The sequence below is a fragment of the Actibacterium sp. D185-2 genome (assembly GCF_054954595.1).
Window position 1 is genome coordinate 298,800 of record NZ_JBPWNX010000001.1, and the last position, 25,014, is coordinate 323,813.

At 65.6% G+C, this 25,014-nt stretch carries 18 protein-coding genes and 1 pseudogene; 9 read left to right on the forward strand and 10 right to left on the reverse strand.

Going from position 1 to position 25,014, the window contains the following annotated elements; translation table 11 throughout:
• Position 1: 1 nt before the first annotated feature.
• From ACSR1C_RS01555 to ACSR1C_RS01570, 4 genes are all read right to left on the reverse strand, one after another.
• The gene (locus ACSR1C_RS01555; protein WP_460257560.1) at positions 2 to 190 is read right to left on the reverse strand and encodes a DUF2783 domain-containing protein; all 189 of its coding nucleotides are present in this window, start codon (positions 188 to 190) and stop codon (positions 2 to 4) included.
• Positions 187 to 1,737, reverse strand: coding sequence for an FAD-dependent monooxygenase (locus ACSR1C_RS01560; protein ID WP_460257561.1), 1,551 nt, complete (start codon positions 1,735 to 1,737; stop codon positions 187 to 189). Before ACSR1C_RS01560 ends, ACSR1C_RS01555 begins: the two co-directional genes overlap by 4 nt.
• A gap of 73 nt (positions 1,738 to 1,810) precedes the next feature.
• Positions 1,811 to 3,853, reverse strand: coding sequence for a penicillin-binding protein 1C (gene pbpC / locus ACSR1C_RS01565; protein ID WP_460257562.1), 2,043 nt, complete (start codon positions 3,851 to 3,853; stop codon positions 1,811 to 1,813).
• Complete coding sequence (locus ACSR1C_RS01570) at positions 3,850 to 9,300, reverse strand: alpha-2-macroglobulin family protein (RefSeq protein WP_460257563.1); 5,451 nt, start codon at positions 9,298 to 9,300, stop codon at positions 3,850 to 3,852. The genes pbpC and ACSR1C_RS01570 overlap by 4 nt, the downstream gene beginning before the upstream one ends.
• A 141-nt stretch (positions 9,301 to 9,441) precedes the next feature.
• On the opposite strand from ACSR1C_RS01570, the gene ACSR1C_RS01575 reads away from it, so the two are divergent.
• Both ACSR1C_RS01575 and ACSR1C_RS01580 read left to right on the forward strand, forming a co-directional pair.
• The gene (locus ACSR1C_RS01575; RefSeq protein WP_460257564.1) at positions 9,442 to 12,012 is read left to right on the forward strand and encodes a hybrid sensor histidine kinase/response regulator; all 2,571 of its coding nucleotides are present in this window, start codon (positions 9,442 to 9,444) and stop codon (positions 12,010 to 12,012) included.
• Entirely contained in the window at positions 11,999 to 12,439 is a 441-nt protein-coding gene (locus ACSR1C_RS01580; RefSeq protein WP_460257565.1) for a VOC family protein, read from the forward strand. The genes ACSR1C_RS01575 and ACSR1C_RS01580 overlap by 14 nt, the downstream gene beginning before the upstream one ends.
• On the opposite strand, the gene yaaA is transcribed toward ACSR1C_RS01580, so the two are convergent.
• The 3 genes from yaaA to ACSR1C_RS01595 all read right to left on the reverse strand — a co-directional run bounded on the left by yaaA (position 12,424) and on the right by ACSR1C_RS01595 (position 15,660).
• Positions 12,424 to 13,200, reverse strand: a complete 777-nt coding sequence (gene yaaA / locus ACSR1C_RS01585) for a peroxide stress protein YaaA (protein ID WP_460257566.1) — start codon at positions 13,198 to 13,200, stop codon at positions 12,424 to 12,426. The two genes, ACSR1C_RS01580 and yaaA, sit on opposite strands and share 16 nt — an antisense overlap.
• A 60-nt stretch (positions 13,201 to 13,260) precedes the next feature.
• Positions 13,261 to 15,300, reverse strand: coding sequence for a DNA helicase RecQ (gene recQ / locus ACSR1C_RS01590; protein ID WP_460257567.1), 2,040 nt, complete (start codon positions 15,298 to 15,300; stop codon positions 13,261 to 13,263).
• Positions 15,301 to 15,372: 72 nt separating this feature from the next.
• Positions 15,373 to 15,660: a YggT family protein gene (locus tag ACSR1C_RS01595; RefSeq protein WP_460257568.1), complete on the reverse strand. Its 288-nt coding sequence runs from the start codon at positions 15,658 to 15,660 to the stop codon at positions 15,373 to 15,375.
• 133 nt (positions 15,661 to 15,793) lie between these two features.
• On the opposite strand from ACSR1C_RS01595, the gene ACSR1C_RS01600 reads away from it, so the two are divergent.
• From ACSR1C_RS01600 to ACSR1C_RS01630, 7 genes and pseudogenes are all read left to right on the forward strand, one after another.
• A complete protein-coding gene (locus ACSR1C_RS01600) occupies positions 15,794 to 16,324 on the forward strand; it encodes an acyl-CoA thioesterase (RefSeq protein WP_460257569.1) in 531 nt (176 codons plus the stop codon).
• A 43-nt stretch (positions 16,325 to 16,367) separates the two neighbouring features.
• On the forward strand, positions 16,368 to 17,774 hold the full coding sequence (locus tag ACSR1C_RS01605; RefSeq protein WP_460257928.1) for an MFS transporter: 1,407 nt from the start codon (positions 16,368 to 16,370) through the stop codon (positions 17,772 to 17,774).
• Complete coding sequence (gene mepA, locus ACSR1C_RS01610; protein WP_460257570.1) at positions 17,741 to 18,637, forward strand: penicillin-insensitive murein endopeptidase; 897 nt, start codon at positions 17,741 to 17,743, stop codon at positions 18,635 to 18,637. The genes ACSR1C_RS01605 and mepA overlap by 34 nt, the downstream gene beginning before the upstream one ends.
• Positions 18,610 to 19,530: an esterase-like activity of phytase family protein gene (locus ACSR1C_RS01615; RefSeq protein ID WP_460257571.1), complete on the forward strand. Its 921-nt coding sequence runs from the start codon at positions 18,610 to 18,612 to the stop codon at positions 19,528 to 19,530. The genes mepA and ACSR1C_RS01615 overlap by 28 nt, the downstream gene beginning before the upstream one ends.
• Positions 19,531 to 19,593: 63 nt before the next feature.
• Positions 19,594 to 20,217: a queuosine precursor transporter gene (locus ACSR1C_RS01620; RefSeq protein WP_460257572.1), complete on the forward strand. Its 624-nt coding sequence runs from the start codon at positions 19,594 to 19,596 to the stop codon at positions 20,215 to 20,217.
• A 283-nt stretch (positions 20,218 to 20,500) separates the two neighbouring features.
• Complete coding sequence (arfB, locus tag ACSR1C_RS01625; protein ID WP_460257573.1) at positions 20,501 to 20,923, forward strand: alternative ribosome rescue aminoacyl-tRNA hydrolase ArfB; 423 nt, start codon at positions 20,501 to 20,503, stop codon at positions 20,921 to 20,923.
• A 93-nt stretch (positions 20,924 to 21,016) separates the two neighbouring features.
• A pseudogene (locus ACSR1C_RS01630) lies at positions 21,017 to 21,180 on the forward strand (IS3 family transposase); the annotation flags it as partial.
• 94 nt (positions 21,181 to 21,274) lie between these two features.
• Here ACSR1C_RS01630 and ACSR1C_RS01635 read toward each other — a convergent pair.
• The 3 genes from ACSR1C_RS01635 to ACSR1C_RS01645 form a co-directional block, all read right to left on the reverse strand.
• The gene (locus ACSR1C_RS01635) at positions 21,275 to 22,534 is read right to left on the reverse strand and encodes a glycosyltransferase (protein ID WP_462596916.1); all 1,260 of its coding nucleotides are present in this window, start codon (positions 22,532 to 22,534) and stop codon (positions 21,275 to 21,277) included.
• A gap of 113 nt (positions 22,535 to 22,647) precedes the next feature.
• On the reverse strand, positions 22,648 to 23,391 hold the full coding sequence (locus ACSR1C_RS01640) for an HAD-IIB family hydrolase (RefSeq protein ID WP_460257575.1): 744 nt from the start codon (positions 23,389 to 23,391) through the stop codon (positions 22,648 to 22,650).
• On the reverse strand, positions 23,388 to 24,944 hold the full coding sequence (locus tag ACSR1C_RS01645; protein WP_460257576.1) for a hypothetical protein: 1,557 nt from the start codon (positions 24,942 to 24,944) through the stop codon (positions 23,388 to 23,390). Before ACSR1C_RS01645 ends, ACSR1C_RS01640 begins: the two co-directional genes overlap by 4 nt.
• Between the last annotated feature and the right edge of the window lie 70 nt (positions 24,945 to 25,014).

Here is a 25,014-nt window from a genome sequence, read left to right on the forward strand (position 1 = left end):
GTCAGCTTTGCCGGGCCAGATCCAGCGCCGCGCTCAGCACCGCGCGATCGCCGATATGATTGGCCAAAATCAGGATCAGCCGGGCGTTCAACGCCTGGCTTTCGGCCTCGGTCAAACCGCGATGATTGGCCAGCAGCTCGGCATAGAATCCGTCGTGATCCGCCAGATGCGGCGTGTCGATCAGGTTCATTCCTGTCCCTCCCACAGCGCATCAAGCGCTGTTTTCACAGCTACCCCGTCCGGTTTGACCCAACGCGCGGCGATGACCTGATCGGGGCGGATCAGGTACAGCGCCTGTGCGGCGTCCCCCAGGTAGCGCGCGCTGAGGATCGGGTTTGCCTCGCCCGTGATCACGGGCAGGCCCAGATCGGGGGCGGCGCAATTGATCGCCAGCAGTTTTGCCGCGCCCCCCAGCGTATCCAACAGCCAGTCGTCGCCCTGCGGCGCGTCCTGCGCCACGGCGCCGGGGCGGGTTGCGGCAGGCAGCGTTGGGTCGTCCGGTGCAGTGCTGGGATAGGCGCCGGCACCTGCGATCCGGCCGGAATTCACCCACGAATGGGCAAAGTCGGTCTTGTGGGCCAGCGCCAAGACCTGATCGCGAAACAGCCGCTCGGCCCCGTCCGCCGGGGTCATGAAGCGTGTGGTGCGGGTGGAATCAAGGATGTTTGCGTCGGCGGCAAAGATCCGTTCGCGATTGTAGCTGTCCAGCAGGCTGACAGGGGCGTGCCGGTTCAGCACCCCCGCCAGTTTCCAGGCCAGATTGTCGGCATCCTGAACCCCGGAATTGCCACCCAGCGCGCCGAACGGGGAAAAGACATGCGCGCTGTCACCGGCAAAGATCACCCGCCCATGCACGAAGCTGCGCAGCCGGCGGCACTGGAAACTGTAAATGCTGACCCATTCCAGCCGGAAATCGGAATGGCCCAGCATGGCCTCGATCCGGGGGATGACGTTTTCCGGCTTTTTCTCTTCCACCGGGTCGGCATCCCAGCCCAGTTGCAGGTCGATGCGGTACATGTTGTCGGGCTGTTTGTGCAGCAACGCCGACTGACCGGGATGGAAGGGGGGCTCGAACCAGAACCGGCGCTCGGCGGGCAGGTCGGCCTCCATCTCGATATCGGCGATCAGGAAGTTTTCCTCGAACAGCTCGCCCTCGAAATCCAGGCGCATCATCGCGCGTACCGGTGATTTCGCCCCGTCGCAGGCGATGATGTAATCGGCGCTCAGGCCATATTCACCGTCCGGGGTTTCGACGGTGACGAAGCCGGCCTCGGCGGATTGCTCCAGTGCGGTGACGGTGTTGAGAAAACGCAGGTCGATCAGTTCGCTCTCCAGCGCGCGCTGGGCCAGGTATTGCTCGATGTAATATTGCTGCAGGTTCACGAAAGCGGGCCGTTTATGCCCGGCTTCGGGCAACAGATCGGTGCTGAATACCTCTGCATCGTGGTGATAGGTGCGCGCGATCTTCCACGCCACGCCCTTGTCCACGACCGTGTCGCCGATGCAAAGCCGGTCGAAAACCTCCAGGCTGCGCTTGGACCAGCTGATCGCGCGTGAGCCAACGGCCGCGACATTGTTGTTGTCCAGCACCACGCAGGGCACGCCCTGTTCGGCCAGCCCGATCGCCAGGGCCAGGCCGGTCGGTCCGGCACCGACGATGATCACCTTGTGCGGGGGTTCCTTCGCCGTCAGCCCCGGCGGGGGGGCATAGGGGAATGGTCTGTATTCGAATGGCATTGCGCCTCCTCCCCCCGGTCGTGATTCAGCATGGGCTTACCGTTCCAGATCGGGCGCCACAGGGCAAGCGCGATCAGCGCAGCCGCACCTGTGCCCGCACCGCCCGGCCGCGTGCGTCGATCACCGACAGGGTCACGAAACCGGGGCCGGGCGCGGGCAGCACCGCCTCGCGCGTGCGCAGGCCGGTGATCAGCGGCGCGCCATCGGCCAGCACGGTAAAGGGCGGGGTGCCGTCGCGCAGTTTGACGATCAGGCCCAGCCCGCCCAGCTCCAGCTCTGCCCCGTCGGGCGGGAAGGCCAGGTGCGGGCCGTCATCCGTGGCCCTGAACACCGCGCCACGCGGGCGGAACCGGCGTAAGGGCACAGGCAGTTCGGCGTTGGAGACGGTCAGCGTGGCGGGCGGGGCGGGGCGCAACGGCTCGGGCATGGGTTTAAGCCGGGCAAAGGCGGTGAACAGCACCGGCGCGGCCAGATCGCCGCCAAAGGCGCCGGGCACCGATGTGCCATCGGGCCGCCCCATCCACACCGCCACCACATGGCGCCCGTCGAACCCCACCGCCCAGGCATCCCGGTGCCCGTAAGAGGTGCCGGTCTTGAACGCGATCTTGTGTGCCGGCGCGGTGGCGGGGGGCGGCGTTCCCATCAGGATGTCGGCGACCTGCCACGCGGCCATGTCGGACAAAACGCGCGGCCCCGGCGCCGGCAGATCGGCGCCCGCGCGCCAGTGCAGCGGCACCGGACGGCCGCCATTGGCAATGGCGGCGTACAGGCGGGTCAGATCCTCCAATGTCACACCCAAGCCCCCCAGCGCGATCGCCAGCCCCGGCGCGCCTGTGGGCAGGGCGGGTTGCATCCCGGCGCGGCGCATATGTTCCATCAGCCGGGCAGGGCCAAGTGCCTGGGTCAGTGTGACGACCGGGATGTTCAGCGACAGGTGCAGCGCCGCGCGCACGGTGATCTCGCCCCGATACTGACCGTCGAAATTGCCGGGGGTATAGGTGCCAAAGGCGGTCGGGCGATCGTCGATCAGGGTTTCGGGATGGGCCAGCCCATCGTCGAAGGCCAGCCCGTAGACCAGCGGTTTCAGCGTCGATCCGGGCGAGCGCAGGGCGCGTGTCATATCGACATAGCCCTGCCGCGCCGCATCGGTGAAATCGGGCGAGCCGACCGAGGCCAGGATTTCGCCGCTTTGATGATCCGCGACCAGGATCGCGACGGACAGGGCATCGCCCTGACCTTGCACGGCCTCGGCGGCAAGGTTTTCCAGCCGGGCCTGAAGGGCCGCATCCAGCGTCAGGCGGTGGGTTGCGGCAAACGGTGCCTCGGCCAATGCCCGGTCGGCCATATGCGGGGCCAGCGCGGGAAAGGGGCGGCGCGCGGTCGGTACGGGTTCGCGCCGCGCGGCGGCGGCGCGGTCGGCATCAAGCGTGCCATTTTCGGCCAGCCGGGTCAGGACGCGGGCGCGCGCCTGTTGTGCCGCATCGGGAAACCGGTCCGGGCGGCGCGATTCCGGGGATTGCGGCAGCGCCACCAGCAGTGCCGCCTGCGCCGGGGTCAGGCGGCGCGGCGGTTTGCCGAACCAGGCCAGCGACGCCGCGCGCAGCCCCTCGATATTGCCGCCGAACGGCGCCCGGTTCAGATAGAGCGTCAGGATCTGAACCTTGTTCATGCTGCGCTCCAGCGCCAGTGCCACCCGCGCCTGCCGCAGCTTTCCGGTCCAGCGCCCGGTGCTGCCATCCTCCAGCAGCCGGGCAACCTGCATCGTCAGGGTGGACCCGCCCGAGATGATCCTGCCATGGCGCAGGGCCTGGCCTGCGGCGCGCAGCAGCGCCAGCGGGTCGATCCCGGCATGGCGGTAAAAGCGCTTGTCCTCGTAGGCGATCAGCATCGTCAGGTAATCGGGGTCGACGGCGTCGATGCTGGTGCCCAACCGCCAGCGCCCGTCGGCGACGGTATAGGCGCGCAGCAATGTGCCGTCGCGGGCCAACACCTCGGTCGAGGTGCTGGCCACCAGCGGCGGCAGCGCGGTTGCGTCTATCCAGCGGTCGAACGCATCGCGCGCCGCCCCCCCGGCCAGCAGAAGGGCCACCAGCGCGAAAAGCGCATAGCGCCTCATTCGGTGACCGTCACGCGGCCCGCATCCGTCCAGGCGCGGTAATCGGGGCGGTACATATCCTCGACGCTGGCGGCGGGATGGCGATAGGCGCCGGGCGCGGTGGCCCGCACGATATAGGCCAGTCGGAAGGGCTGATCCGAGCGCCAGTCGACCGCCGCCAGAAAGCGGTCCTGCCGGAACTCGGTGCTGCGCGTGTCGGTCGTCACCTTCAGCCAGTCCAGCGCGCGAATGTCGCCGCCGCGCAGCAGGGCAGGATTGTCGATCTCGAACCCGGCGGGCAGGGGGTCGCTGATCATCAGCCGCGCTTCTGACCGTTCAAACGGTGTGACCTCGATCACCGTTACCAGGCGGCCACCCGACTGAACGGCGTTCACGTCAACTGCATCGCCCTCTAGCGTGAAATAGTCGCGCCGGATGGCATAGCCGTTACCGCCATGCGGCACGGGATCGGACGGGATGCCGAAGGTGGTCAGGGTCAGCGTGGTCTCGGCCCCCGATCCGTTGTGAATGTCCAGCGGCGCGGCATTGGCCTGATCTTCCAGCACCCGAACCAGCGGGCCGGTGGCGGGGGCGCCGTTGATGGTGAAACCGGCCTCGCCCGCGCGGTCGATCAGCGCATTGGCGGCCAGCAGGGTCCACACGGCCTCTTGCGTCGAGGGGGGCCGGTTGCCCTGCGCGACGAAGGACGAGAGCGTGGCGCGGTCGACCACATCGCTGCCCGCCTCGGCCGCCAGGGTCAGCACGGCGGCGGCATCGCGGCGGTGGGTGCCGTAATCGGTGCGCCAAAGGGGCTCTTCGGGCCGGGCCATGGCCGTGTCCATCAGGCGGCTGGCGCGCAGGAACATCGCATCCGCCCGCGCCTGATCGCCGTAGGACGCCAGCGCCGCGCCCAACTGTGCCGCAGCCAGCGGGGTGTCGAAGGCGTCACCCTTTACATCGGCATAATAGCGCAGATCGCCGATCGCCGCCCCCCCTTCGCGTGCCAGCACCATCAGGGCATAGGCGATCGCCCCGCCGCCCCGGTCGAAATCGGGGGCGTAGTTCACCTGATTGCGCAGATTGTCCATCGCCGCGCGGAACGCCGGTTGTGGTACGTCAAAGCCCTGTGTGCGGGCGCGCGACAGGAAATCGCTGACATAGGCGTCAAGCCACAGATCGCCGCTGTCGGCACGCCAAAGCCCGAACGCCCCGTTCGCGGACTGATTGGTCAGCACCGCGGCAATCGCCTGCTCAATACGCAGCGCGGTGGTTTCGCGGCTGCCCAACCCCATCGCCTGTGCCACCTGATCGAGATAGAGCAGCGGCAGCGCCTTCGACGTGATCTGTTCGGTGCAGCCATAGGGGTAGCGATCCAGCGCCTGCAACAGCCCGCCGGTATCGAAGCGGGCAATCGGGCCGATGGCCAGCGTTGCGGTTCCGGTGCCCGGCAGCAACCCGGCAAAGACATTGTCGTCCAGCGTGAAACTGTCGCCCGCCGCTAGGGTAAAGCGGCTGGTGCGGGTCGTTTCGGGGTCGTTCACCTGTACCGGCAGGCTCAGGTCCTTGATCAGTTGTTTGCCGTCGGGGGTAATGAGTGCCACGCGCAGGCCGTGGATACCGGGATCGCCCGCCGTGACCGGAATGGACAGGGTCGCTTTGCCCTTTTCGGTCAGGGTCACGCCGGGCGGAATGCTGGCCGCATCCAGTGACAGGCCATCCGCCGTCACGTCCAGCCCCATGCGGCCCGCGGGGCCGGTGGCGTGGACGATTTCCAGCAGCAGGCGGGCGCGGTCGCCCGGCGCCAGAAAGCGTGGCAGCGATGCGGTGACCACAACCGGATCGCGCACCAGCACCTCGGTTTCCGCCTGTCCGACGCCGGTATCGGACCACGCCACCGCCATCAGCCGCACGGTGCCGTTGAACGCGGGCAGGTCGACTGTGGTACGGGCATAGCCATCGGCGTCCACCGGGACCGGACCTGCGAAATAGGCCACCAGTTCCTCGGTCGGCGGCGGGGCCTGCATCCGCATTTGCGCAGCCGCGTCGCCGCCGGACCGCACCGCGCCCATCGCGCCGTCCATACCGTCGATCAGCCGGCCATAAAGGTCGCGCATCCCGACGCCCAGTTTGCGCTGGCCGAAATAATGGCCCGCCGGATCGGGGCTGTCGAACCCGGTCAGGTTCAGAATTCCCACATCCACGGCGGCGATCGTGGCATAGGCGGTTTCGCCGGGTTGAACGCCGTTCACTTTCAGCGCGACCTGCAGCGGCGCGCGCGGCGCGGCCTCGGGGGTCACTTCGAACGCGACGGTCAGGCGATGCGCGCCGGGATCGACCTGCGCATAGGACAGGCCCAGCGCGCGCGCCGGGTTGTGGCCGGCGGCCGGATCCATCGGCCGGATCAGCGTGGCGCTGACATAGGCGCCCGCGCCCCAGTCGTCGGTCACCGGCAGGGGGACGATGTTTTCGCCTTCGTGCAGATCGACGGCCTTCATGTCGATCAGCCGGTTGGACATTACCGTGATCAGCGCCTTGCCCGCCATGCGCGGCACGATTCGCAGGGTCGCGGTATCGCCCGGCGCATAGGCGGGCGCATCAAGCGACAGTTCCAGCGTATCGGGGGTCTGCGAGGCGTCGGCGGGCGCGTACCAGCCAGCATGGAATTCGGTCGATGCGGCGGCATGGCCACCGTCGAGTTGTTCCACGGTCAGCTCATACCGGCCCCAGCCGACCGGCGTGGCAAGCGACAGGCGCCCGCCCTGCATCAGGGTCTCGTCGCTGGCGATGCGAGTGCGGGTGGTTACGGGTTCCCAGTTCCAGTTGCCATAAAGCTGATACCACTGATAGCGGGTCTCGACCCGGTTCAGGGTCCAGCGCACGCGCATGTCGCGCGGGGTCTCGTCCGTGCCGATGGCGATCAGGTCAAAGGTGGCCTCGGCGCCTTCGGGCACGACGCCGTCGAACAGCGGGCGGATGCCGATCATCGGGGTGGCGGGGGCCAGACGGCGGGTCAGCCGCCGTTCCACCGGACGACCCGACCCTTCGGACAGGCGGATGGCGATATGCGCCTCCAGCGGTTTGGAGGGCGGGGCCACCTGGGGGAAGGTCAGGGCCAGTTCGGCGGTGCCTGCGTCATTGGTGCGGGTCCCGGCCGCCAAGTAGTTTACCCGCGCCGGAAAGCGTTCGTCGTGGCGGCCGAAGCGGTAGCCGGGAAAGGCGTCCAGCGTGTCGGCGGCGCGCAGCAGTACCTCGCCCTCGGCCGGCAGATCCCCGGCAGGGGCGCCGAACAGATAGCGCGCGTCGATGCGCAGCGGCGGCGTGTCGGTCAGGCGGATCGGCCGGTCGGGCAGCGACAGGGCAAAGTCGATCCGTTCGGGCAGGAAATCCTCGACCAGAAAGGTTTGCGTGGCCAGCGGCGGCGCGCCGGGATCGGCATGAAGCGCCAGTTTCCAGGTGCCGCGCGGCACACCGCCGCCCAGCGGCAGGGTGAACACATGGCCGCCCGCCACCCCGCCGTCCGAGGTCAGGCGGATGTATTCCACCCCGTCCGGGCGGATCAGGATCGCGGTCAGGGGCAGGGCCGTCAGTGCCCCGGCCCGGCCGTCGCGGGTCAGGGCGGTGACATGCACGGTTTCCCCCGCGCGATAGGCGCCCCGGTCGGTGGTCGCGAACAGATCGATCGGGCCTGCGGGTTCGCGCCCTTCGACCCCGCGATCGGACAGATCAAAGGCGGGATCGGTCAGCGACAGGAAGGCGATATCCTGATCGCCATCCGCGACGGTCACCATCGCGGGGGCCGCGCCGCCCGCGCCACGGGTCAGGCCCGGCGCGAACCGGGCATAGCCGCGCGCATCGGTCACCGCCTGCCCCAGCACCCGGTTGGCGCGCGACAGCAGCGTGACCTGCATGCCGTCGCGCGGTTCGGCACTGGCCAGACTGCGGACAAAGACATGCAGCCCGTCGGTGCCGCTGATCGTGGCCAGACCCAGATCGCTGATGACGAACCACTGCGTGGCGGCAGGGGTGTCATAGGGGTCGGCGCCGGGAACGGCGGCCTGAAGCGCGTAGATCCCCGCAGGCAGCCCGGCGATCACATCGTCCAGCGGCAGGCGGGTGGTGACATCGCGGTTCAGCTCCATCTGCACGGCGCCGGTGCCGGTCCAGATCTGCTCGGCGATATCGTCTTGGAAACTGTCCTGCTCCCACGCTGACAGGGGGCGGCCGAAATAGCCATCCTGCATGGCGCGCAGCAGGTTTCGGTCGCTGACCCGGTGCAGGGTCAGATCGATCTGCGTCAGGTTGACGGTGACAATCGGCAGCGCCGCATCGCCGGTTTTCGGCAGCACATAGGCGCGGCCGGGAAAGCGCAGCGCCGGGGTGCGGTCGCGCACATATTGGGTCAGCGTCACGTCGCGGATCAGCGACTCGCCGCTTTGCGATGGCAACCCTTCGCGAAAGGTCACGCGGTAGCGCGCGCCGTGCTGCACGCCTTCGATGCAGATCTGGCGGGCGTCATGGCTGACGGTCAGGCCGGGTTCGGGCAGTTGCACATAAGGCGTGTAATCCACGCCCGTCGGTACCAGATCCTCGGAAAACACCGCACAAAGGCGCGGCGCGGCGGCGTCGCTTTCGACCGTATGTTCGGTGATGCGAAAGCCGTATTTGGCGATCGCCGCGTCCAGCGCGACCGCTGTATCGTCGCGCGGGGCCAGCGATTGGGCCAGCCGCAGTGCCGGGATCATGTCGCGCCCCCGGTTCGCGGCGTCCAGCGCGCGGGCCAGACCCAGCAGCGCATTGGCGCGGGCCTGCGGGGCATCGCCGCGCAGATAGGCGTTGATCGCGGCGGGCAGGGCGCGGTCGCGGTAATCGCGCCGCTCGCTGTTATTATCGGTGCGGATCGACAGGGCCAGATCGGCGTAATCCAGCCATTGGCCGGCGGCATCGGTCAGCGTCAGCGCCGCGCCGGTAAAGCGCAGCGCATTGACCATGTTGCCCTGCGCCCGCGCCGCGCGGGCCGCGGTCAGCAGCGCCTCGGCGGTCCAGTCGTTCACATAATGGCGCCGGCCCAGCCCTTCGGCGAAACTGCGGGCTTCGGCGATGTCGCGGTCGGGCAGAAAGGAGAGCTCCTGACGTCGCTGGCCGGACATGGCAAGGGCATCGGGGTCGGCGGGGACGACAACCGCCGACAGCGCCCCCGTGTAAGGCGCGCGCCCCTGCACGGCGGATTTCGGAAAGCAACTGTTGGACCGGGTGTTGAAGGTGAAGGCCACGCAGCGCGCGTCGCTCAGGCAGGCGCGCTCGCACGCCTCGAACGTGGTGTCGAACAGGGACCGGATATCGGCGCCGGGGAAATCCACATCGCGTGAAATGGCGATGTGGCGTGGTGGAACCGGGGGCTGGTCCTGGGCGGCGGCGGGGGTGGAACAGACGGCACAGGCCAACAGGGCCGCGATGACAAAGCGGAACATGAAATTTCCTCCCGGACACACTATGCCGGGATGCTGGCACAGGCCCGGCGGCATTGGCAACGATTCCCCGGGGGTCGTTAACCCTGTCTTCACCCCGTTTCGAAAGGATGCGCATCAGCACCCCAGTGGATAGAGGCGCGCATGACATTAGAGACGAAACTGGCCGAGGAACGCCGTGGCCGTCTGGCGGCCGAGCGTCTGCTGGAGCAGAAAAGCCGCGAGTTGTTCGATGCCAACCGACAGCTTTCCGCCCATGCGCGCAACCTGTCGGAAGAGATTGTCGAGACCAAGCAGCAGGCCGAACACCTGCGCGGCCAGAACAGCCTGATCGCCGAAGAGCTGGAGGTGGTCAGCCATGCGGTGGCGATTGCCGAGCGGCGGCTGTGGGATTCGCTTGAAACGATCCGCGACGGGTTTGCCGTCTATGATGCCGATGACCGGATGGTGGCCGCGAACAGGGCCTATCTGTCGATCTTCGACGGGTTGGAGGAAGTGTCGCTTGGCGTGCGCTACGGCGATGTGGCGCGGTTGCTGGCCGAGGAAGGGATCGTCGATACCGAAGGTGTGGCCCCGGCGGACTGGACCCGCGCGATCCTGAACCGCTGGCGGATGGACCCGATCCCGGACCGGGTGATCCGGCTGTGGAACGGCCAGTATGTCAAGCTGATCGAGCGGCGGACGCCGGATGGCGACATGGTGTGCCTGAACCTGAACATCACCGAAATGATGCGCATGTGGGCCGCGGTCGAGGCCGTGCCGGACGGCTTCGTTCTGTATGATCACGAGGACCGGCTGGTGATGTGCAACGACCGCTATCGCGAATTCTATACCGACAGCGCGCCGGCGATGCAGCCCGGCACCACGTTCGAGCAGATCCTGCGTTATGGGCTGGATCGCGGCCAATACAGGGACGCGCTGGGCCGTGAAGAGGATTGGCTGGCCGACCGGATGGTGCGCCACCAGCAGGCCGATGGCATTATCGAACAGCAATTGGCCGACGGGCGCTGGCTGCGGATTCTGGAAAAGCGCACGCCCGATGGCGGGCTGGTGGGGCTGCGGGTCGATATCACCGAGCAAAAGCGCCAGCAGCAGGCGCTGGAAGAGGCGCGCGTCGCCGCCGAGGCCGCGAACCGGGCGAAATCCGCCTTTCTGGCGAATATGAGCCACGAATTGCGCACGCCCATGAACGGTGTCGTCGGCATGGCCGATCTGCTGTGCGACACCGCGCTCAGCGAGGAGCAAAGGCTTTACGCCGAAACGATCCGCAATTCGGGCGAGGCGCTGCTGACGCTTCTGAACGATGTTCTGGATTATTCGAAGATCGAGGCCGAAAAGCTGAAGCTGCACCCCGAACCGTTCGATCTGGAACGGGCGATCCATGAGATCGTGATGCTGTTGCAGGCCACCGCGCAGGACAAGGCGCTGGATTTGCTGATCGACTATGACATGTTTCTGCCCACTAGGTTCGATGGCGACCGCGGCCGGATCCGCCAGATCCTGACCAACCTGATCAGCAACGCGGTGAAGTTCACCGAGCAGGGCCATGTGCTGGTCCGGGTCGTGGGAATGGCGGCCGACACGCCCCAGCAGCAGCAGATCCACATCACGGTCGAGGATACCGGAATCGGCATCGCGCCGGACATGCAGTCCCATATCTTCGGCGAGTTCAATCAGGTCGAGGATCAGCAGAACCGCAAGTTCGAAGGCACCGGCCTGGGGCTGGCGATCACCAAGCAACTGGTCGGGCTGATGGGCGGCGAGATGTGGCTGGAGTCGGAAAAGGGGCAGGGTGCCTGTTTCGGCATTCGCCTGACCCTGCCACTGGCCGAAGACAGCGCGGTGGCGCCGATCACCCTGGCAGACGGGTTGCGCCGAGTTTTGGTGGTGGACGATCAGGAAATCAACCGCACCATTCTGGAACGACAGCTCAGCCAGCTTGGGCTGGACGTGGTGCAGCACCGCACGGCCGAGGATGCGCTGGCCGCGCTCGACGGCGATGGGCCGGTCGATCTGATCGTCACCGATCACAAGATGCCGGGGATGGACGGGTTCACCTTTGCCCGGGCGCTGCGCGCGGCGGGGGTGGTGGTGCCAATCCTGTTGCTGACCTCGAACCCGACCGCGTTGCGCGAAGGGGCGGCACAGGATGCGGTCGATCTGGTGCTCAACAAGCCGATTCTGCGCCGCGCGCTTTATGAGGCGATCAACCGTCTGGCGCCTGTCGCCCCCGCCGCAGCGCCGCGCCCAATGCGGATTCTGGCGGCCGAGGACAACCGGACCAACCGGCTGGTCTTTTCGCGCATGGTCAAGGATCTGGCGATCGACCTGCGCTTTGCCGAAGACGGCGATCAGGCGCTGACGGCATTCCGGCATGAACGCCCCGATCTGATCTTCATGGATATTTCCATGCCCGGCAGGGACGGCAAGGAAGCCACCCGCGCGATCCGCGCGATCGAGGCGCAGACCGGCACCGCGCCGGTCCCGATTGTCGCGCTGACCGCCCATGCGCTGGATGGCGACGCCGAGGATATCCTGTCGGCCGGTCTGGATCACTATCTGACCAAGCCGTTGCGCAAGGATGCGATCCGGCAGATGATCCTGCGCTATCTGCCCCCCGCCTGCCTGCCGGTTGCGTCGCCCGATCCGATCCCGGCCGCGGCGCTTGCGATGGGCGGCGTCGCGCTGCAAACTGGGGGGCATGAGCATCGATAAAGGCTTCCGCCCGCGTGCCTTGGGCGAAATCGCGATCCGCTGCGCTGATATGGGCGCGATGGTGGCGTTTTATGAACAGGTGATCGGGCTGGAACGGTTGCGCGGCGGCCCGGATGATCCAATCGTGTTTTTTCGCATCGCCGAGGGGGTCGGCGGGCATACCTGTGTCCTGGCCCTGTTTCGCGCTGATCCCGATGCGCAGCGGCCCGAGGTCGGGGCGCGGTCGTCGCTGCATCATATCGCCCTGTCGCTGCCATATGCCGAACAGGCGGCGGTGATCGACTGGTATGAAAAGCTGGGTCAGCCTTATCGGATCGAACGATTCGGCTGGATCGGCTGGCGCGGCATTTTCACCCAGGACCCCGAGGGCAACACGGTGGAACTGGTCGCCTATGACGATAGCCTGCTGGATCAGCCTTCCGGATAGTCGCGCAGAAACACCCAGCGGTCGCCTTCCGACATATCGGCATTGAACCGATAGCCGCCAGTGTCGAAATCGCGGATCGCTTCGGCGCCGGTCAACCGGTGCTCGATGATGAAGCGGGCCATCGCGCCGCGCGCCTTCTTGGCGAAGAAGCTGACGATTTTGGCCTGCCCGTTGCGCTCTTCCATGAAGACCGGCGTGATCACCCGCAGCTTCAGCGCCTCGGGCGCCACCGCGCCAAAATATTCGACCGAGGCGCAGTTGATCAGCGTATCGGTGCCGGCGGATTTGGCCGCCGCGTTCAATGCCGCCGACAATCGGTCACCCCAGTAATCATACAGCGTCGCGCCCCGGTCTGTTTGCAGCCGGCTGCCCATTTCCAGACGGTAGGGTTGAATCGCATCCAGCGGCCGCAGCAGCCCGTAAAGCCCCGAGAGGATGCGCAAATGATCCTGGGCCCAGCGCAGATCGTCGGGGTCCAGCGTGCCGGCCTCAAGCCCCGCATAGGTATCGCCAGCAAAGATCAGCGCCGCCTGTTTGGCGTTTTCGGGGGTTGAGGTGGGGGCGAAATCGGAAAATCGAACGGTGTTCAGTTTGGCCAGCTTCTCGCTGATCCCCATCAACCTCTGCAAATCGGGAACGGTCAGGTCGCGGGCGAAGTGCACCAGGTGATTGGCGTCGTCCTGAAACGCGGGTTGGGTCATCGGCAGGCCCGCGACCGGGGCCATGTCCAGACGTTTCGCGGGCGAGACGACGATCAGCATATGCGACCCTTTCCTTGTTGCATCGGGCAGGTTAGCAGAGCGCGCGGCCGCGTCCACCGCTCATGCCTCATCAAGCACCTGCAAGAATGCCGCGCCAAAGCGTTCGGCACGACGTTCGCCCAGCAACCGGGCCATCGTGCCCATGTCGCGCGGACGGGTTTCGGCCACTTTGGCCAGCTGCGACGCCGAACAGCTAAGCGGTTTTTCGATGCCGGTATCGCCGCGCGCCAGTTCGGCCTGTACCTGCATCAGCAGATCATAAAGCCCGCCCGCATCGCGCCCGGCCAGCTTGCGTCGCGACGGGTGAACCTGCGCCGCACTTTCGCCGGTGATGACTGCCAGAAAGGCCGCGCCGTAGCGTTCCAGCTTTTTCGCGCCGACCCCGCCGATGCGGGCCATCTGATCCAGCGTCGCCGGACGGGTTTCAGCCATTTCGATCAAGGTGCGGTCGTTGAACACCATATAGGCGGGCAGGCTGGCCTCTTCGGCGAAGGCGCGGCGGCGGGCCTTGAGCGCCGACAAAAGCGGCGCGTCCTCGTCCGAGACAAGGGTTTTCGCGACGGGGCGGCTGTGACCCTTCTGGATCGTGTCACGGCGCAGGGTGATGCTGGCCTCGCCGCGCAGGATCGGGCGGGCGATATCGGTCATGCGCAGCGCGCCGTGGCGTTCGGGGTCGGGGCGGACAAGGTCGTGACCCATCATCTGCCGGAACACCGCCTGCCACTGACGCCGGTCGAATTCGCGCCCGACGCCGAAGGTGGGCAGCGCGTCGTGACTGCGGGCCTTTACCTTGTCGGTGCTGGTGCCGGTCAGGATGTCGATCAGATGCCCCGCGCCGAAATATTCACCGGTGCGCAGGATCGCCGACAGCGCCTTGCGCACTGCTTCGGTGCCGTCGAACAATTCGGGCGCGCTGTCGCACAGATCGCAATTGCCGCACGGATCGGTCTGTTCGCCGAAATAACCCAACAGGGACTGGCGGCGGCAGTGCAATGCCTCGGCCAGGCCCAGCAGGGCATTCAGGCGGGCGTGGTCGGCTGAACGGCGTTCAGGCGGTGCCGGGCTTTCGTCGATCTGACTGCGGCGCAGGCGAATATCGTCGGGGCCGAACAGGGTCAGGGTTTCGGCCGGCGCCCCGTCGCGGCCGGCGCGGCCGATTTCCTGGTAATAGCCTTCGATGGATTTCGGCAGATCCGCGTGGGCGACCCAGCGGATATCGGGCTTGTCGATACCCATCCCGAAGGCGACCGTGGCGACCACGATCAACCCGTCCTCCTGCTGAAAGCGGGTTTCGACCCCGCGCCGGTCGTCGGCATCCATCCCGCCGTGATAGTGACAGGCGGCGTGCCCCGCCTGGCGCAGGGCAGCGGCCAGGCTTTCGGTCTTGGCGCGCGTGCCGCAATAGACGATGCCAGATTGCCCTTTGCGGGCGGCGGCAAAGTCCAGAATCTGACGGCGCGGGGAATTCTTGACCTCGAAGGCCAGGTGGATATTGGGCCGGTCGAACCCGTGCAGAAAGGTTTCGGGCGGCTGCCCGTCGAACAGCCGGGTCACGATCTCGGCCCGGGTTTCGGCGTCGGCGGTGGCGGTAAAGGCGGCCAGCGGCACATCCAGGGTGCGGCGCAACTCGCCGATGCGCAGGTAATCGGGGCGGAAATCATGGCCCCACTGGCTGACGCAATGGGCTTCGTCCACCGCGATCAGGCTGACGCCGACCCGGCGCAGCATGTTCACCGCCCCGCCCGAGGCCAGCCGTTCGGGCGCCATGTACAAAAGCTTCAGCTCGCCCGCGTCGAGGGCGCGGAACACCGCGTCGGTTTCTTCATCCGTATTGCCCGAGGTCAGCGCGCCCGCGGCCACGCCTGCCTCGCGCAGCGCGCGGACCTGATCGCGCATCAGGGCGATCAGCGGCGAGATCACCACCGTCACCCCGTCTCGGCACAGGGCGGGCAGTTGAAAGCACAGCGATTTGCCACCGCCGGTAGGCATGATCGCCAGCGTGTTGCGGCCTGCGGTGACGGCCTGCACGATTTCGGCCTGACCGGGGCGGAAGTCTGAGAATCCGAAGACGGAGGCTAAAAGCTCATCGGCGCGGGGCATGGGACCTGTGGTTTTTGGCAAACTGCTCTGTTTTGCCAGACCATCCCATGTCGGGCCTGGGGCTACAAGACCTCAGGCGAAGGCGTAGATGTTGTTGCTGATGACGATACGCAGCGCGTAGATCGCAACCAGCACGATCAGCGGTGCCAGATCAAGACCGCCGGTATTGGGCAGGATGCGCCGGATCGGGCCATAAAGCGGTTCCAGCAGCCGGTTCAGCCCGTCCCAAAGCTGGGCCACCAGCGGCTGACGCAGGTTGAGCACCTGAAAGCTGATCAGCCAGCTCATGATAATCTGGACGATGATGACGAACCAGACGATGTCGAGGATCAAAAGCAGGATCTGAAGAAGCGAAAACATGATGCAGGTCTCTTTCGGCCGGATGTTGCCCATGTGAAGTAAGGGCAAGGGCCTGCGGTGACAACCATTTAACGCAGCGTTTGCGCTTGACCTGATCCGCGCCCGCGTCAGGGTGTGCGGTAAAGGAGCCGCGATGTACCCGTTTATACGCCTTGTCAAAGAGATGGTCGTTCATCGCAACGATCCCAGGCTGCCGCTGACCGGCACCCATGTGTCGCACCATATCTGCTGGCCGTGGGATCTGGATTTCTGGCTGGAGCTGAACAACGGCCGGACGCTGACGCTGTACGATCTGGGGCGGATACCGATGGCAAGCCGGATGGGCCTGATCGCCGTATTGCGCCAGAAGCGCTGGGCGCTGACCATCGCCGGCAGCTCGATCCGCTATCGCCGCCGGGTGCGGATGTTCGACCGGATCGAGATGCGCTCGCGCTGTGTGGGCTGGGATCACCGGTTCATCTATCTGGTGCAGTCGATGTGGAAGAACGGCGAATGCACCAGTCAGGCGCTGTACCGGTCCGCCGTGACCGACAAGAACGGTATCGTCACCCCCGACCGGGTGCTGGCGGCGATGGGGCTGACCGATCCGTCGCCCGAATTGCCGGGCTGGGCCGCGGCCTGGATCGCGGCCGAAGATACGCGCCCCTGGCCGCCCGAGCCCTGAAGCGCCGCGCGCCCCCTTGCGCGGCCCCGGTTTTGCCGGTCTTATTCCGGCAGGCGGGCAAGGGGAAAACGCAATGGGGCAGGTGTCTGCGAAACGGCGCATCTGGGGGTGGTATTTCTTCGACTGGGCCAGTCAGCCCTATGCCACGCTTCTGCTGACCTTCATCTTTGCGCCCTATGTGGCGGATCTGCTGAAAGATGGGGCGCAGGCGCAGGCGGCGTGGGGTTATGGCATCGCGGCGGCGGGTCTTTTGATTGCGGTCCTTGCGCCGGTATTGGGTGCGATTGCCGATCGCGCGGGCGGGCGAACGCGGTTCATCTGGTTCTTTTCGTTGTGCTATGTCTGTGGCGCCTGGGGGCTGTGGTATGCCGCACCCGGCAATTTCAACCTAACCCTGACGCTGTTGTCCTTCGGCGTCGGGTTGATCGGGATGGAATTCGCCACGATCTTTACAAATGCGATGCTGCCCGACCTCGGGACGCAAAAAGAGGTCGGCAAGATTTCGGGCGATGGCTGGGCGCTTGGCTATGTCGGCGGGGTGGTGTCGCTGATCGCGATGCTGGCGCTGTTCCAGGCCGATGCGCAAACCGGCAAGACGATGCTGGGCCTGCCGCCGGTTCTGGGGCTTGATCCGGCGCTGCGCGAGGATACGCGCGCGGTAGGGCCGTTTACCGCGATCTGGTATGTGGTCTTCATGATCCCGTTCTTCCTGTGGGTGCGCGATCCGAAACAGCCGGACGCCTTGACCATCCGGCAGGCGGTCGGCTCGGCCCTGCCCGAGCTGCGCCAGACCCTGCGCCACCTACCCGACAACCGCAGCCTGTTCGCCTATCTGGGCTCGTCCATGTTCTATCGCGACGCGCTGAGCGGCATCTATGCCTTCGGCGGCATCTATGCGTTCGGGGTTCTGGGCTGGACGCCGGTCGATATGGGCAAGTTCGGCATCCTTGCCGCCATCACCGGCGCGCTTTTCGCGTGGCTGGGCGGGTACGCGGATCGCAGGTTCGGCCCCAAGCCGGTGATCGTGGTCTGCGTGGTGGTGCTGACCCTTGTCGCGATCTGCGTCACGCTGGTTTCGCGTCAGGCGGTTCTTGGGGTGGCGGTCGCGCCGGGATCCAGCGCGCCCGATCTTGCCTTCTTCGGGCTGGGCGCAGTGATCGGGGCGGCCGGCGGCGCACTGGGGGCGTCCAGCCGGTCGATGATGGTGCGGCAGGCCAATCCGCGCCGGATGACCGAAGCCTTCGGCCTGTTCGCGCTGGCGGGAAAGGCGACATCGTTCCTGGCGCCGTTTTCGATCGCGGTGGTCACCGACCTGACCGGGTCACAGCAACTTGGCATTACTCCGCTCATCTTCCTTTTTCTTATGGGGCTTTTCCTGCTACTCTGGGTGAAACCCGACGGCGAACGAGCAGAAACATGGGCCGCATCTTCCTTTGCCTCCTCTTCCTGAGCCTTGCGATGCCCGCGCCCGGCGTGGCGCAGCAAAAGGCCAATCAGTTGTTCGGCGCCAAGAGAACCGGCTCGGCGCATGTTCCCGCCGCGATCGGCACCTATGCCAAGGGATGCGGTGCCGGGCTGGTGCAATTGCCCGAAACCGGCCCGACATGGCAGGCGATGCGGCTAAGCCGCAACCGCAACTGGGGCCATCCCGACATGATCGCGTTCATTCAACGGCTGAGCGCCGAGGCCACGCGCCAGGGTTGGGCCGGGCTGTATATCGGCGATATCAGCCAGCCGCGCGGCGGGCCGATGACCAGCGGCCATGCCTCGCATCAGATCGGGCTGGACGCGGATATCTGGATGCTGCCGCCCCGGCGGCTGAACCTTGGCCGGGCCGAGCGTGAAAAGATCAGCTCGCTGAATGTGCGCAGTGCCGATCAGCGCAGTGTGAATGGCAATTTCGCCCGCGCCCATTACAACATCCTGAAGGCCGCGGCGCTTGATCCGGCGGTGGACCGCGTCTTTGTCACCGCGCCGGTGAAGGTCGAGATGTGCAAGACCGCGCGGCGCAGCGACAAGGTCTGGCTGCAAAAAATCCGCCCGCTTTACGGCCATAACACGCATTTCCACGTGCGCCTGAAATGCCCCGCCGGATCGACCCTGTGCCAGACTCAGAAACCCACCGTGGCCGAGCTGTCAAAGGGTGGCGACGGCTGTGACGAAACGCTGGAATGGTGGGTTACCGATTACCTGAACCCGCCGAAGAAGACGGCGAAGAAACCGGCCGGGAAAACCCCGAAAAAGCGCGGCGCGCGCGACTATACGATGGAGGATCTGCCGGGCCAATGCGCACAAGTCTTGGCCTCTCGCTGATCGCGCTTCTGATCGTGCTGTCCGGTAACCTGCCCGCCACCACGGCCACCGGGCCGGCAGAGTTTGCAGGGCAGGTGGCGTGGTCGGTGGACAATCCCGGCTTCGGTGGGCTTTCGGGGCTGGAACTGGACGATGACGGTGGTGGCTTCGTCGCGGTTTCGGATCGCGGGACATTCGTGTCCGGGCGCATCGCGCGGCAGGCGGGGCGTATCAGCGGGGTCACGGATGTAACCCTGGCCCCGATCCGCGATACCGACGGCAACCCCGTGAAGCGGATCAATGTGGATGCCGAAGGGCTGGCCCGGCGCCCCGACGGGCGGCTTTATGTGTCGTTCGAAGGCTATCACCGGGTCTGGACCTATCGCGACACCGGATCCGAGGCCGCCTGGCTGCCGCGCCCGGTGGAATTCCGGGCAATGCAGAACAATTCGTCGCTGGAGGCATTGGCGATCGGCCCGGATGGCGCGCTTTATACGCTGCCTGAACGCTCTGGCAGCCTTGACCGGCCGTTTCCGGTCTATCGCTACCGCAATGGCCGCTGGACCCGGCCCTTTACCCTGCCCCGGCGCGGCGATTTTCTGCCGGTGGGTGCCGATTTCGGGCCGGGCGGCAAGTTTTATCTGCTGGAGCGGGATTTTCGCGGCATCTTCGGGTTTCGCAGCCGGGTGCGCCGGTTCACCCTGACCGGGGCCGGACCGCGCGAGGAAGAGGTGCTGCTGACCACCCCGGCCGGGCTGCACGACAATCTGGAAGGGCTCAGCGTGTGGCGCGACGGTGCGGGCGACATCCGGCTGACGATGATCTCTGACGATAATTTCAGGGTCTTCCAGCGCACCGAATTCGTGGAATACCGCCTGCGTCAGGGGCTTGCGTTCGGCAGCAAGGGGCGGTAGCAGGGCGCGTTCGCCCGAAAGGCGGGCCAAGTCTCCGCAACCTTGTAAAAACGGATCACACATATGACCCGCAAACTTCTTCCCGGCGTTCTCGCCATGGCCGCCATTGTCGTGGCCTCCAACATTCTGGTGCAATACCTGTTCGGCCAGTGGCTGACCTGGGGCGCCTTCACCTATCCTTTCGCCTTTCTGGTGACCGACGTGATGAACCGCGTCTACGGCGTGGGGCCGGCGCGTAAGGTCGTGCTGTCGGGTTTCGTGGTCGGCGTTGCCTGCTCATTCATCGGGACGCAGATCATGGGCGAGTTCGGCCCGCTGGTCACGCTGCGCATCGCGCTTGGCTCGGGTCTGGCCTTTCTGGTCGCGCAATTGCTGGATGTGGCGATCTTCAACCGCCTGCGCGACGGGGCATGGTGGCGCGCGCCGCTGGCGTCCACGCTGGTGGGGTCGTCCGTCGATACGGCGATCTTCTTCAGCGTCGCGTTTTCCGCCACGCTGGGCTTTCTGGAACCGGCCAATGACGTGTCCTGGGCGGGCGAGATGTTGCCGCTGCTTGGGGTCGGGCCGGTCGTGCCGCTGTGGGTTTCGCTGGCCACGGCGGACTGGTTTGTCAAACTTTCGCTCGCTTTGGTGGCACTCCTGCCGTTTCGCCTAATTGTTGGGCGCTTGATGGCACGGGTTGCGTGATTTGCTTTGACTTACACTAAATCTGTGGCACCCTACCTCTAACGGCAGCAGCAGAAAGGAGGTGGTCCAGTGTCTAGAGTGATATTGGAGAGAGGTGTCCGAACAGTTGGGGAGGCCGTGACCTGAAGGCAATCCAGAGGGTCGAACATCCCTGATTGGGCTTTGCTCTAACTGGCCCATCTCCCAAGATACTCGAAGGGCTGCCGTCTTCCGGCAGCCCTTTTGGTTTGGCGGCGACCCCTGTAGGTTTGCCGCGACCCCGCTCGCAACAAAGGCCCGCCCGATGATCCGCATCAGCGATCAGATCAGCATCGAAGACTGGGAACTGACCGAGACGTTCACCCGCGCCTCGGGCCCTGGCGGGCAGAATGTGAACAAGGTCTCAACGGCCGTCGAACTGCGGTTCGAGGCCGAGCGATCCCCCAACCTGCCCGGCCCGGTCAAGACGCGGCTGCGGCGGCTGGCCGGACGGCGCTGGACCAAAGAGGGCGCGCTGGTGATCTTCTGCGACGAGACCCGCCATCAGGCCAGAAACAGAGAGATCGCGCGGGAGAGGCTGGCGGACCTGATCTGCGCCGCCTTGGTCGCGCCGAAACGCCGGGTGGCCACAAAGCCGACGCTGGGCGCTAAGAAACGGCGACTGAAGGCGAAGAAGGTACGTGGCGAGGTGAAGGCAATGCGGGGGAAGGTGAGCGGGGAGGAGTGAGCGCAGATGCCGGAAACAAAGTGAGTTTTTCGGCAGATACCTCAGTCATCCATGAAATATGCGATATGTCCCTTCTTTCCGGTATGGAAAGGATTCAGGGCACCGCCCAAGGGCTGTATCCATCACACGGATCGTGGCCCAGTCTTGTTCACATGACTATCAGAAATCCTGCGTCAGCATGGCTTCTACAATCCGCGCCGGCGACACTCGCACTGGGTTGGAAAAGCCCTGTCGCCTTCGGCCGAAAGGTGACCTGAACGAGCACTTGGAGCGGCACGAAAACGGGGCAGATCCACACCCCGCTATGGGGACGGTTTTTCGGGCCGGTTCACAGGCCGCGCCCCTGTCGATTCAGTCGAACTCTTCGGTCTGATAGGCGTCATAGCGGCCTTTGAAATGCTCGAAGACGTTGAGCGTGCGCCGTGCGATGCCGGTCCAGCCGAACACACGGCGGGCAAAGCGCGCCCCTTCGACCGTCAGGGTTTCGCGCAGCCATGGGTATTGCAGGGGCATGTTCAGCATGGCCGCGAATTCCGTCGGGCGTGTGGGGTCGGCGACCAGGGCATGGCGACCGAATTCGATCTGCTCAAACAGCCCGCCATGGATGGTCAGCACGGCCGAGGTGCCGCACGCCATCGCCTCGACTGCGGTCATCCCGAAGGGTTCATAGCGCGACGGAAGGGCAAACACGCCGGGCGCGCGGTAGTGGTCAGCCAGATCCTCGTCGGCGACATAGCCGCGCCAGCTGATCGCATCGGCCACGCCGGCCTTGGCGGCGACGGCCTTCCACTGTTGCAGCAGCATCAGATCGCTTTCCGAATTGGCGCCGGCTGCCAGAACCAGCCGGGCATCGGGTTGCAGCACTTTCAGCGCGGGCAAGGCCCGGATGATCAGATCGTAGCCTTTGTTCTCGGCCGCGCGGCCCACGACGAAAACGTCGGTCGATCTGATGTCCAGGCGGGCCCGCGCCGCCGCCACCCTTTCCGGCGGGGCGGGGGTAAAGCGCTGCTCGTCGATGCCCGGCGGGATCATCGTGATATGGTCGCGCGGCAGCTTGTATTCTTCGCTGATCAGATCGACCTGCTGTTCACTGGTGGCGATGATGTGGTCGCAGTTGCGATAGAGCACGAATTCCTTCTGGATCCGCTCTTCGAACCGGTAGCCTGCGGTTTCCGCGGCGTCGGCGCCGGCCATGTCGTGCCGCTTCCACCAGCCCAGCGAATGGGGCGTGTGGATATGCGGGATCTGCAGTTCTTCGGCGATTTTCTGACCACAGATGCCCGCATCCCAGTAATGGCTGTTCACCACGTCATAATGCAGGTCGCGTTTGCGGATCGCGGCCAGCCCGTTGGTAACGAAATCGCCGTACCAGTCGTGCATGTCCTCTTTGCGGATAAAATCGTTGCCGCCAAAGGGGATGCGCCAGATCCGCAGATTGTCGTTGACGATATCCTCGGCCGGCTGATCCTCGAACTGCCGGGTCATGACATCGACCTGATAGCCCAGCCGCGCGAACCGCTTGGCCAGTTCCAGAACGAAAACCACCTGCCCGCCGGTATCGGGCTTTCCAAGTTCCGGGGACCCCGCCACATAACCGTGAAGCGAGATCATCAGGAGCGAACCAGTATGCTGTTGAGCCATTGTCGATAATGCCTTTGTTCTATTATTTTACCGCACCGGGTCTCGCGGTGCGGCCGGGTTTTGAATGCTGCCCGGCGGCGGCGTCAGGCGGGCAGAACGCCCCACCGGACAAGGCCTTCCAGAACGCCGGCGGCATGGTCCTTGCGCGCGTGGTAACTCTTTTCAACCGGCATCGCGTCGATAAGTTCCCGGCGGGCATTGCCCACAGCGATGGCCCGCGCGGCCGCGTGGAACAGCGCAAGGTCATTGGCCGAGTCGCCGGCCGCAACCACGCGCGCAGGGGCGATACCCAGTTCGCGGGCCAGAAAGCGGGTGGCGGCGTCCTTGCCGGCCTGCGGCGGCAGGATGTCCAGATCGTCGCGGCCCGAGGCGATGATCCGGCAGGGCAGGCCGGATTGGGCCAGCGCCTCCGCGACCTTTGTCTGATCCGCGCCGCGCGGCACCGCGAAGCTGGCCTTGGCACGGGTCTGGAACTCTTGGGCATGGGGCCGAAAGCCCAGGCCGGTGACCAGCGCGAAAATCGCGTCGCGCGGCCAGCTTTCGAATTGCCGCGACCAGGCTGCGGCCCAGTTCCCGCCGACGCGGATTTCGGTGCCCATGGCGGTGATGATCGCATCGGGAACGAAACCTTGCGGAAAGGTCTGGGCAAGCGTTGCGTCCACACTGTCCGACGGCCGGCTGGAATTCAGCGCCACGATGACGCGCCCGCGATGCTGCGCCAGCACCGTGCACAACCGCGACAGCGCCGGGGCGTCCCCGGTCAGGGTGTCGTCCACATCACTGACCAGCAGCCAGCGCTCGGTGGTGTCGGGTTGCGCGGCAATCATGCCTCATGCCCCGTGTCCGGGTCGCCTGCGGACAGATCGGTCGGCCGGGTCGCCGTATAGACCGACTCGGACGCATGTTCGACCACGGGCCTGCTGAGGGTCTCGATCGAGATGTTGCGCAGGCACAGGTTGGCCGATTCCGCGTAAAACCCGATGCCGCCTTCGTGATAGCCGTCATCCACCAGGCTGAGGATGACATAGCCGTTTATCGAAACTTCCAGATACATGCCATGCGCGACGACCTCGATCTGCCAGGGCACGGGGTCGCCTGCGCCGGGGAAATGGCCGTCCTGCAATTCCTGATAGCGGAACGCATGTTCGAATTCAGGATGGGGGTTGGTGCCCCAGGCGCGGATCCGGGCGATCCCGTTCATCAGATCCAGCGCAAGGTAATATCCGTCGCCGTCGTCATTGACCCGCAGCACAAGCCCGCATTTGCCGGATCCGTCCAGATCGACCTCGCTGCGCAGGCGGAAATTATCGTGAACGCCCGGAAGAAGAAAGGCTTCGTACCCGCTGCGGCAGGACAGGAAAATGCCGTCTTCCCTGTCTTCGACCCGCGCATAGGGATTGCGGTAAAGCGACCGGCATTGCGCCGCCGCGGTGACCTTGGTGGCGCTGGTCACCAGATCGCCGAAGCCGCGATAGGATTTCAGGCGCAGCCGCCCGTCCCGACCGGCGACCAGTTCTTTCGGGGGCGGCAGCAGCTTTTTGACGAATTCGCGCCCTTGGACCTGTTCGCTTTTGGCGAAAAAGCTGAACAGCAGAACCTGCGCGCCGTTGCGGCAGATTCTGGCGGCGTAGTTGCCATGCGGCAAAAGCACGTTATCGACGAAATTCTCATAAGGTCCCTGCGCCTGATCGGCATACCAGTAATGGATCTTGGTATCCTCGCGGATCGAGCCCAGCAGGAAATACCGCTCGCCGAACCGGAACAGGTTCGGCACCTCGATATCGTCATACAGGCCGGGGCGGTGCAGCGGCGCCTCGAACTCGAATCGGTCTGGTGCCACCTCCCGCGCCAACCCGACGCATCCACGCCGGATGACCGGGCCATCCTTGACACGCGCCGAACTGAGCATCAGCCGCTGACCGGTCTCGGGTTCGTGAAAGAAGAACGGATCGCGGAAGCTGACCCATTCGCGGCCTTCATCAATGCGCGATTCATAGTGAATTCCGGTCACTTCAAGCGGATACTGCCCGTCGTCGCAGCGCGTCCAGGTATAAAGGTCATCGGATCGCGCAAGGCCGACGCGCTGCACTCTGCCATATTCCGCCCGCGAAAGACCGGTGTAGAACATCCGCCACGCGCCGGGGCGGTCCGGGTCCGGGGTGACATGCATCGTCCACAGCATGTCGTCGTCCCAGTCGCCGGGCTCGCCGACGAACAGCGCATTTTTCACGCGGCGCCAGGTCATGGCATCCTCGCTTACCGCGTGGGCGATGAAGTCATGGTTGGGCAAAACCAGATGGTACAGGTGATAAAGCCCATCGTGGAAAACGACATCGACATCGCCGATATCCGAGCGAAGAAAGCCGTGGGATGCATACATGCTTCGGGTTTTCCTCTTCTTGCTGGACCAGCCGACCGATCTGCCAATGCAAGGAATTCCAGATCGGTCG

Excerpts from the sequence above, each read along its gene's own strand:
- ACSR1C_RS01555 (WP_460257560.1), bottom strand. The coding sequence starts at position 190 with ATGAACCTGATCGACACGCCGCATCTGGCGGATCACGACGGATTCTAT.
- ACSR1C_RS01560 (WP_460257561.1), bottom strand. The coding sequence starts at position 1,737 with ATGCCATTCGAATACAGACCATTCCCCTATGCCCCCCCGCCGGGGCTG.
- pbpC (WP_460257562.1), bottom strand. The coding sequence starts at position 3,853 with ATGAGGCGCTATGCGCTTTTCGCGCTGGTGGCCCTTCTGCTGGCCGGG.
- ACSR1C_RS01570 (WP_460257563.1), bottom strand. The coding sequence starts at position 9,300 with ATGTTCCGCTTTGTCATCGCGGCCCTGTTGGCCTGTGCCGTCTGTTCC.
- ACSR1C_RS01575 (WP_460257564.1), top strand. The coding sequence starts at position 9,442 with ATGACATTAGAGACGAAACTGGCCGAGGAACGCCGTGGCCGTCTGGCG.
- ACSR1C_RS01580 (WP_460257565.1), top strand. The coding sequence starts at position 11,999 with ATGAGCATCGATAAAGGCTTCCGCCCGCGTGCCTTGGGCGAAATCGCG.
- yaaA (WP_460257566.1), bottom strand. The coding sequence starts at position 13,200 with ATGCTGATCGTCGTCTCGCCCGCGAAACGTCTGGACATGGCCCCGGTC.
- recQ (WP_460257567.1), bottom strand. The coding sequence starts at position 15,300 with ATGCCCCGCGCCGATGAGCTTTTAGCCTCCGTCTTCGGATTCTCAGAC.
- ACSR1C_RS01595 (WP_460257568.1), bottom strand. The coding sequence starts at position 15,660 with ATGTTTTCGCTTCTTCAGATCCTGCTTTTGATCCTCGACATCGTCTGG.
- ACSR1C_RS01600 (WP_460257569.1), top strand. The coding sequence starts at position 15,794 with ATGTACCCGTTTATACGCCTTGTCAAAGAGATGGTCGTTCATCGCAAC.
- mepA (WP_460257570.1), top strand. The coding sequence starts at position 17,741 with ATGGGCCGCATCTTCCTTTGCCTCCTCTTCCTGAGCCTTGCGATGCCC.
- ACSR1C_RS01615 (WP_460257571.1), top strand. The coding sequence starts at position 18,610 with ATGCGCACAAGTCTTGGCCTCTCGCTGATCGCGCTTCTGATCGTGCTG.
- ACSR1C_RS01620 (WP_460257572.1), top strand. The coding sequence starts at position 19,594 with ATGACCCGCAAACTTCTTCCCGGCGTTCTCGCCATGGCCGCCATTGTC.
- arfB (WP_460257573.1), top strand. The coding sequence starts at position 20,501 with ATGATCCGCATCAGCGATCAGATCAGCATCGAAGACTGGGAACTGACC.
- ACSR1C_RS01635 (WP_462596916.1), bottom strand. The coding sequence starts at position 22,534 with ATGATCTCGCTTCACGGTTATGTGGCGGGGTCCCCGGAACTTGGAAAG.
- ACSR1C_RS01640 (WP_460257575.1), bottom strand. The coding sequence starts at position 23,391 with ATGATTGCCGCGCAACCCGACACCACCGAGCGCTGGCTGCTGGTCAGT.
- ACSR1C_RS01645 (WP_460257576.1), bottom strand. The coding sequence starts at position 24,944 with ATGTATGCATCCCACGGCTTTCTTCGCTCGGATATCGGCGATGTCGAT.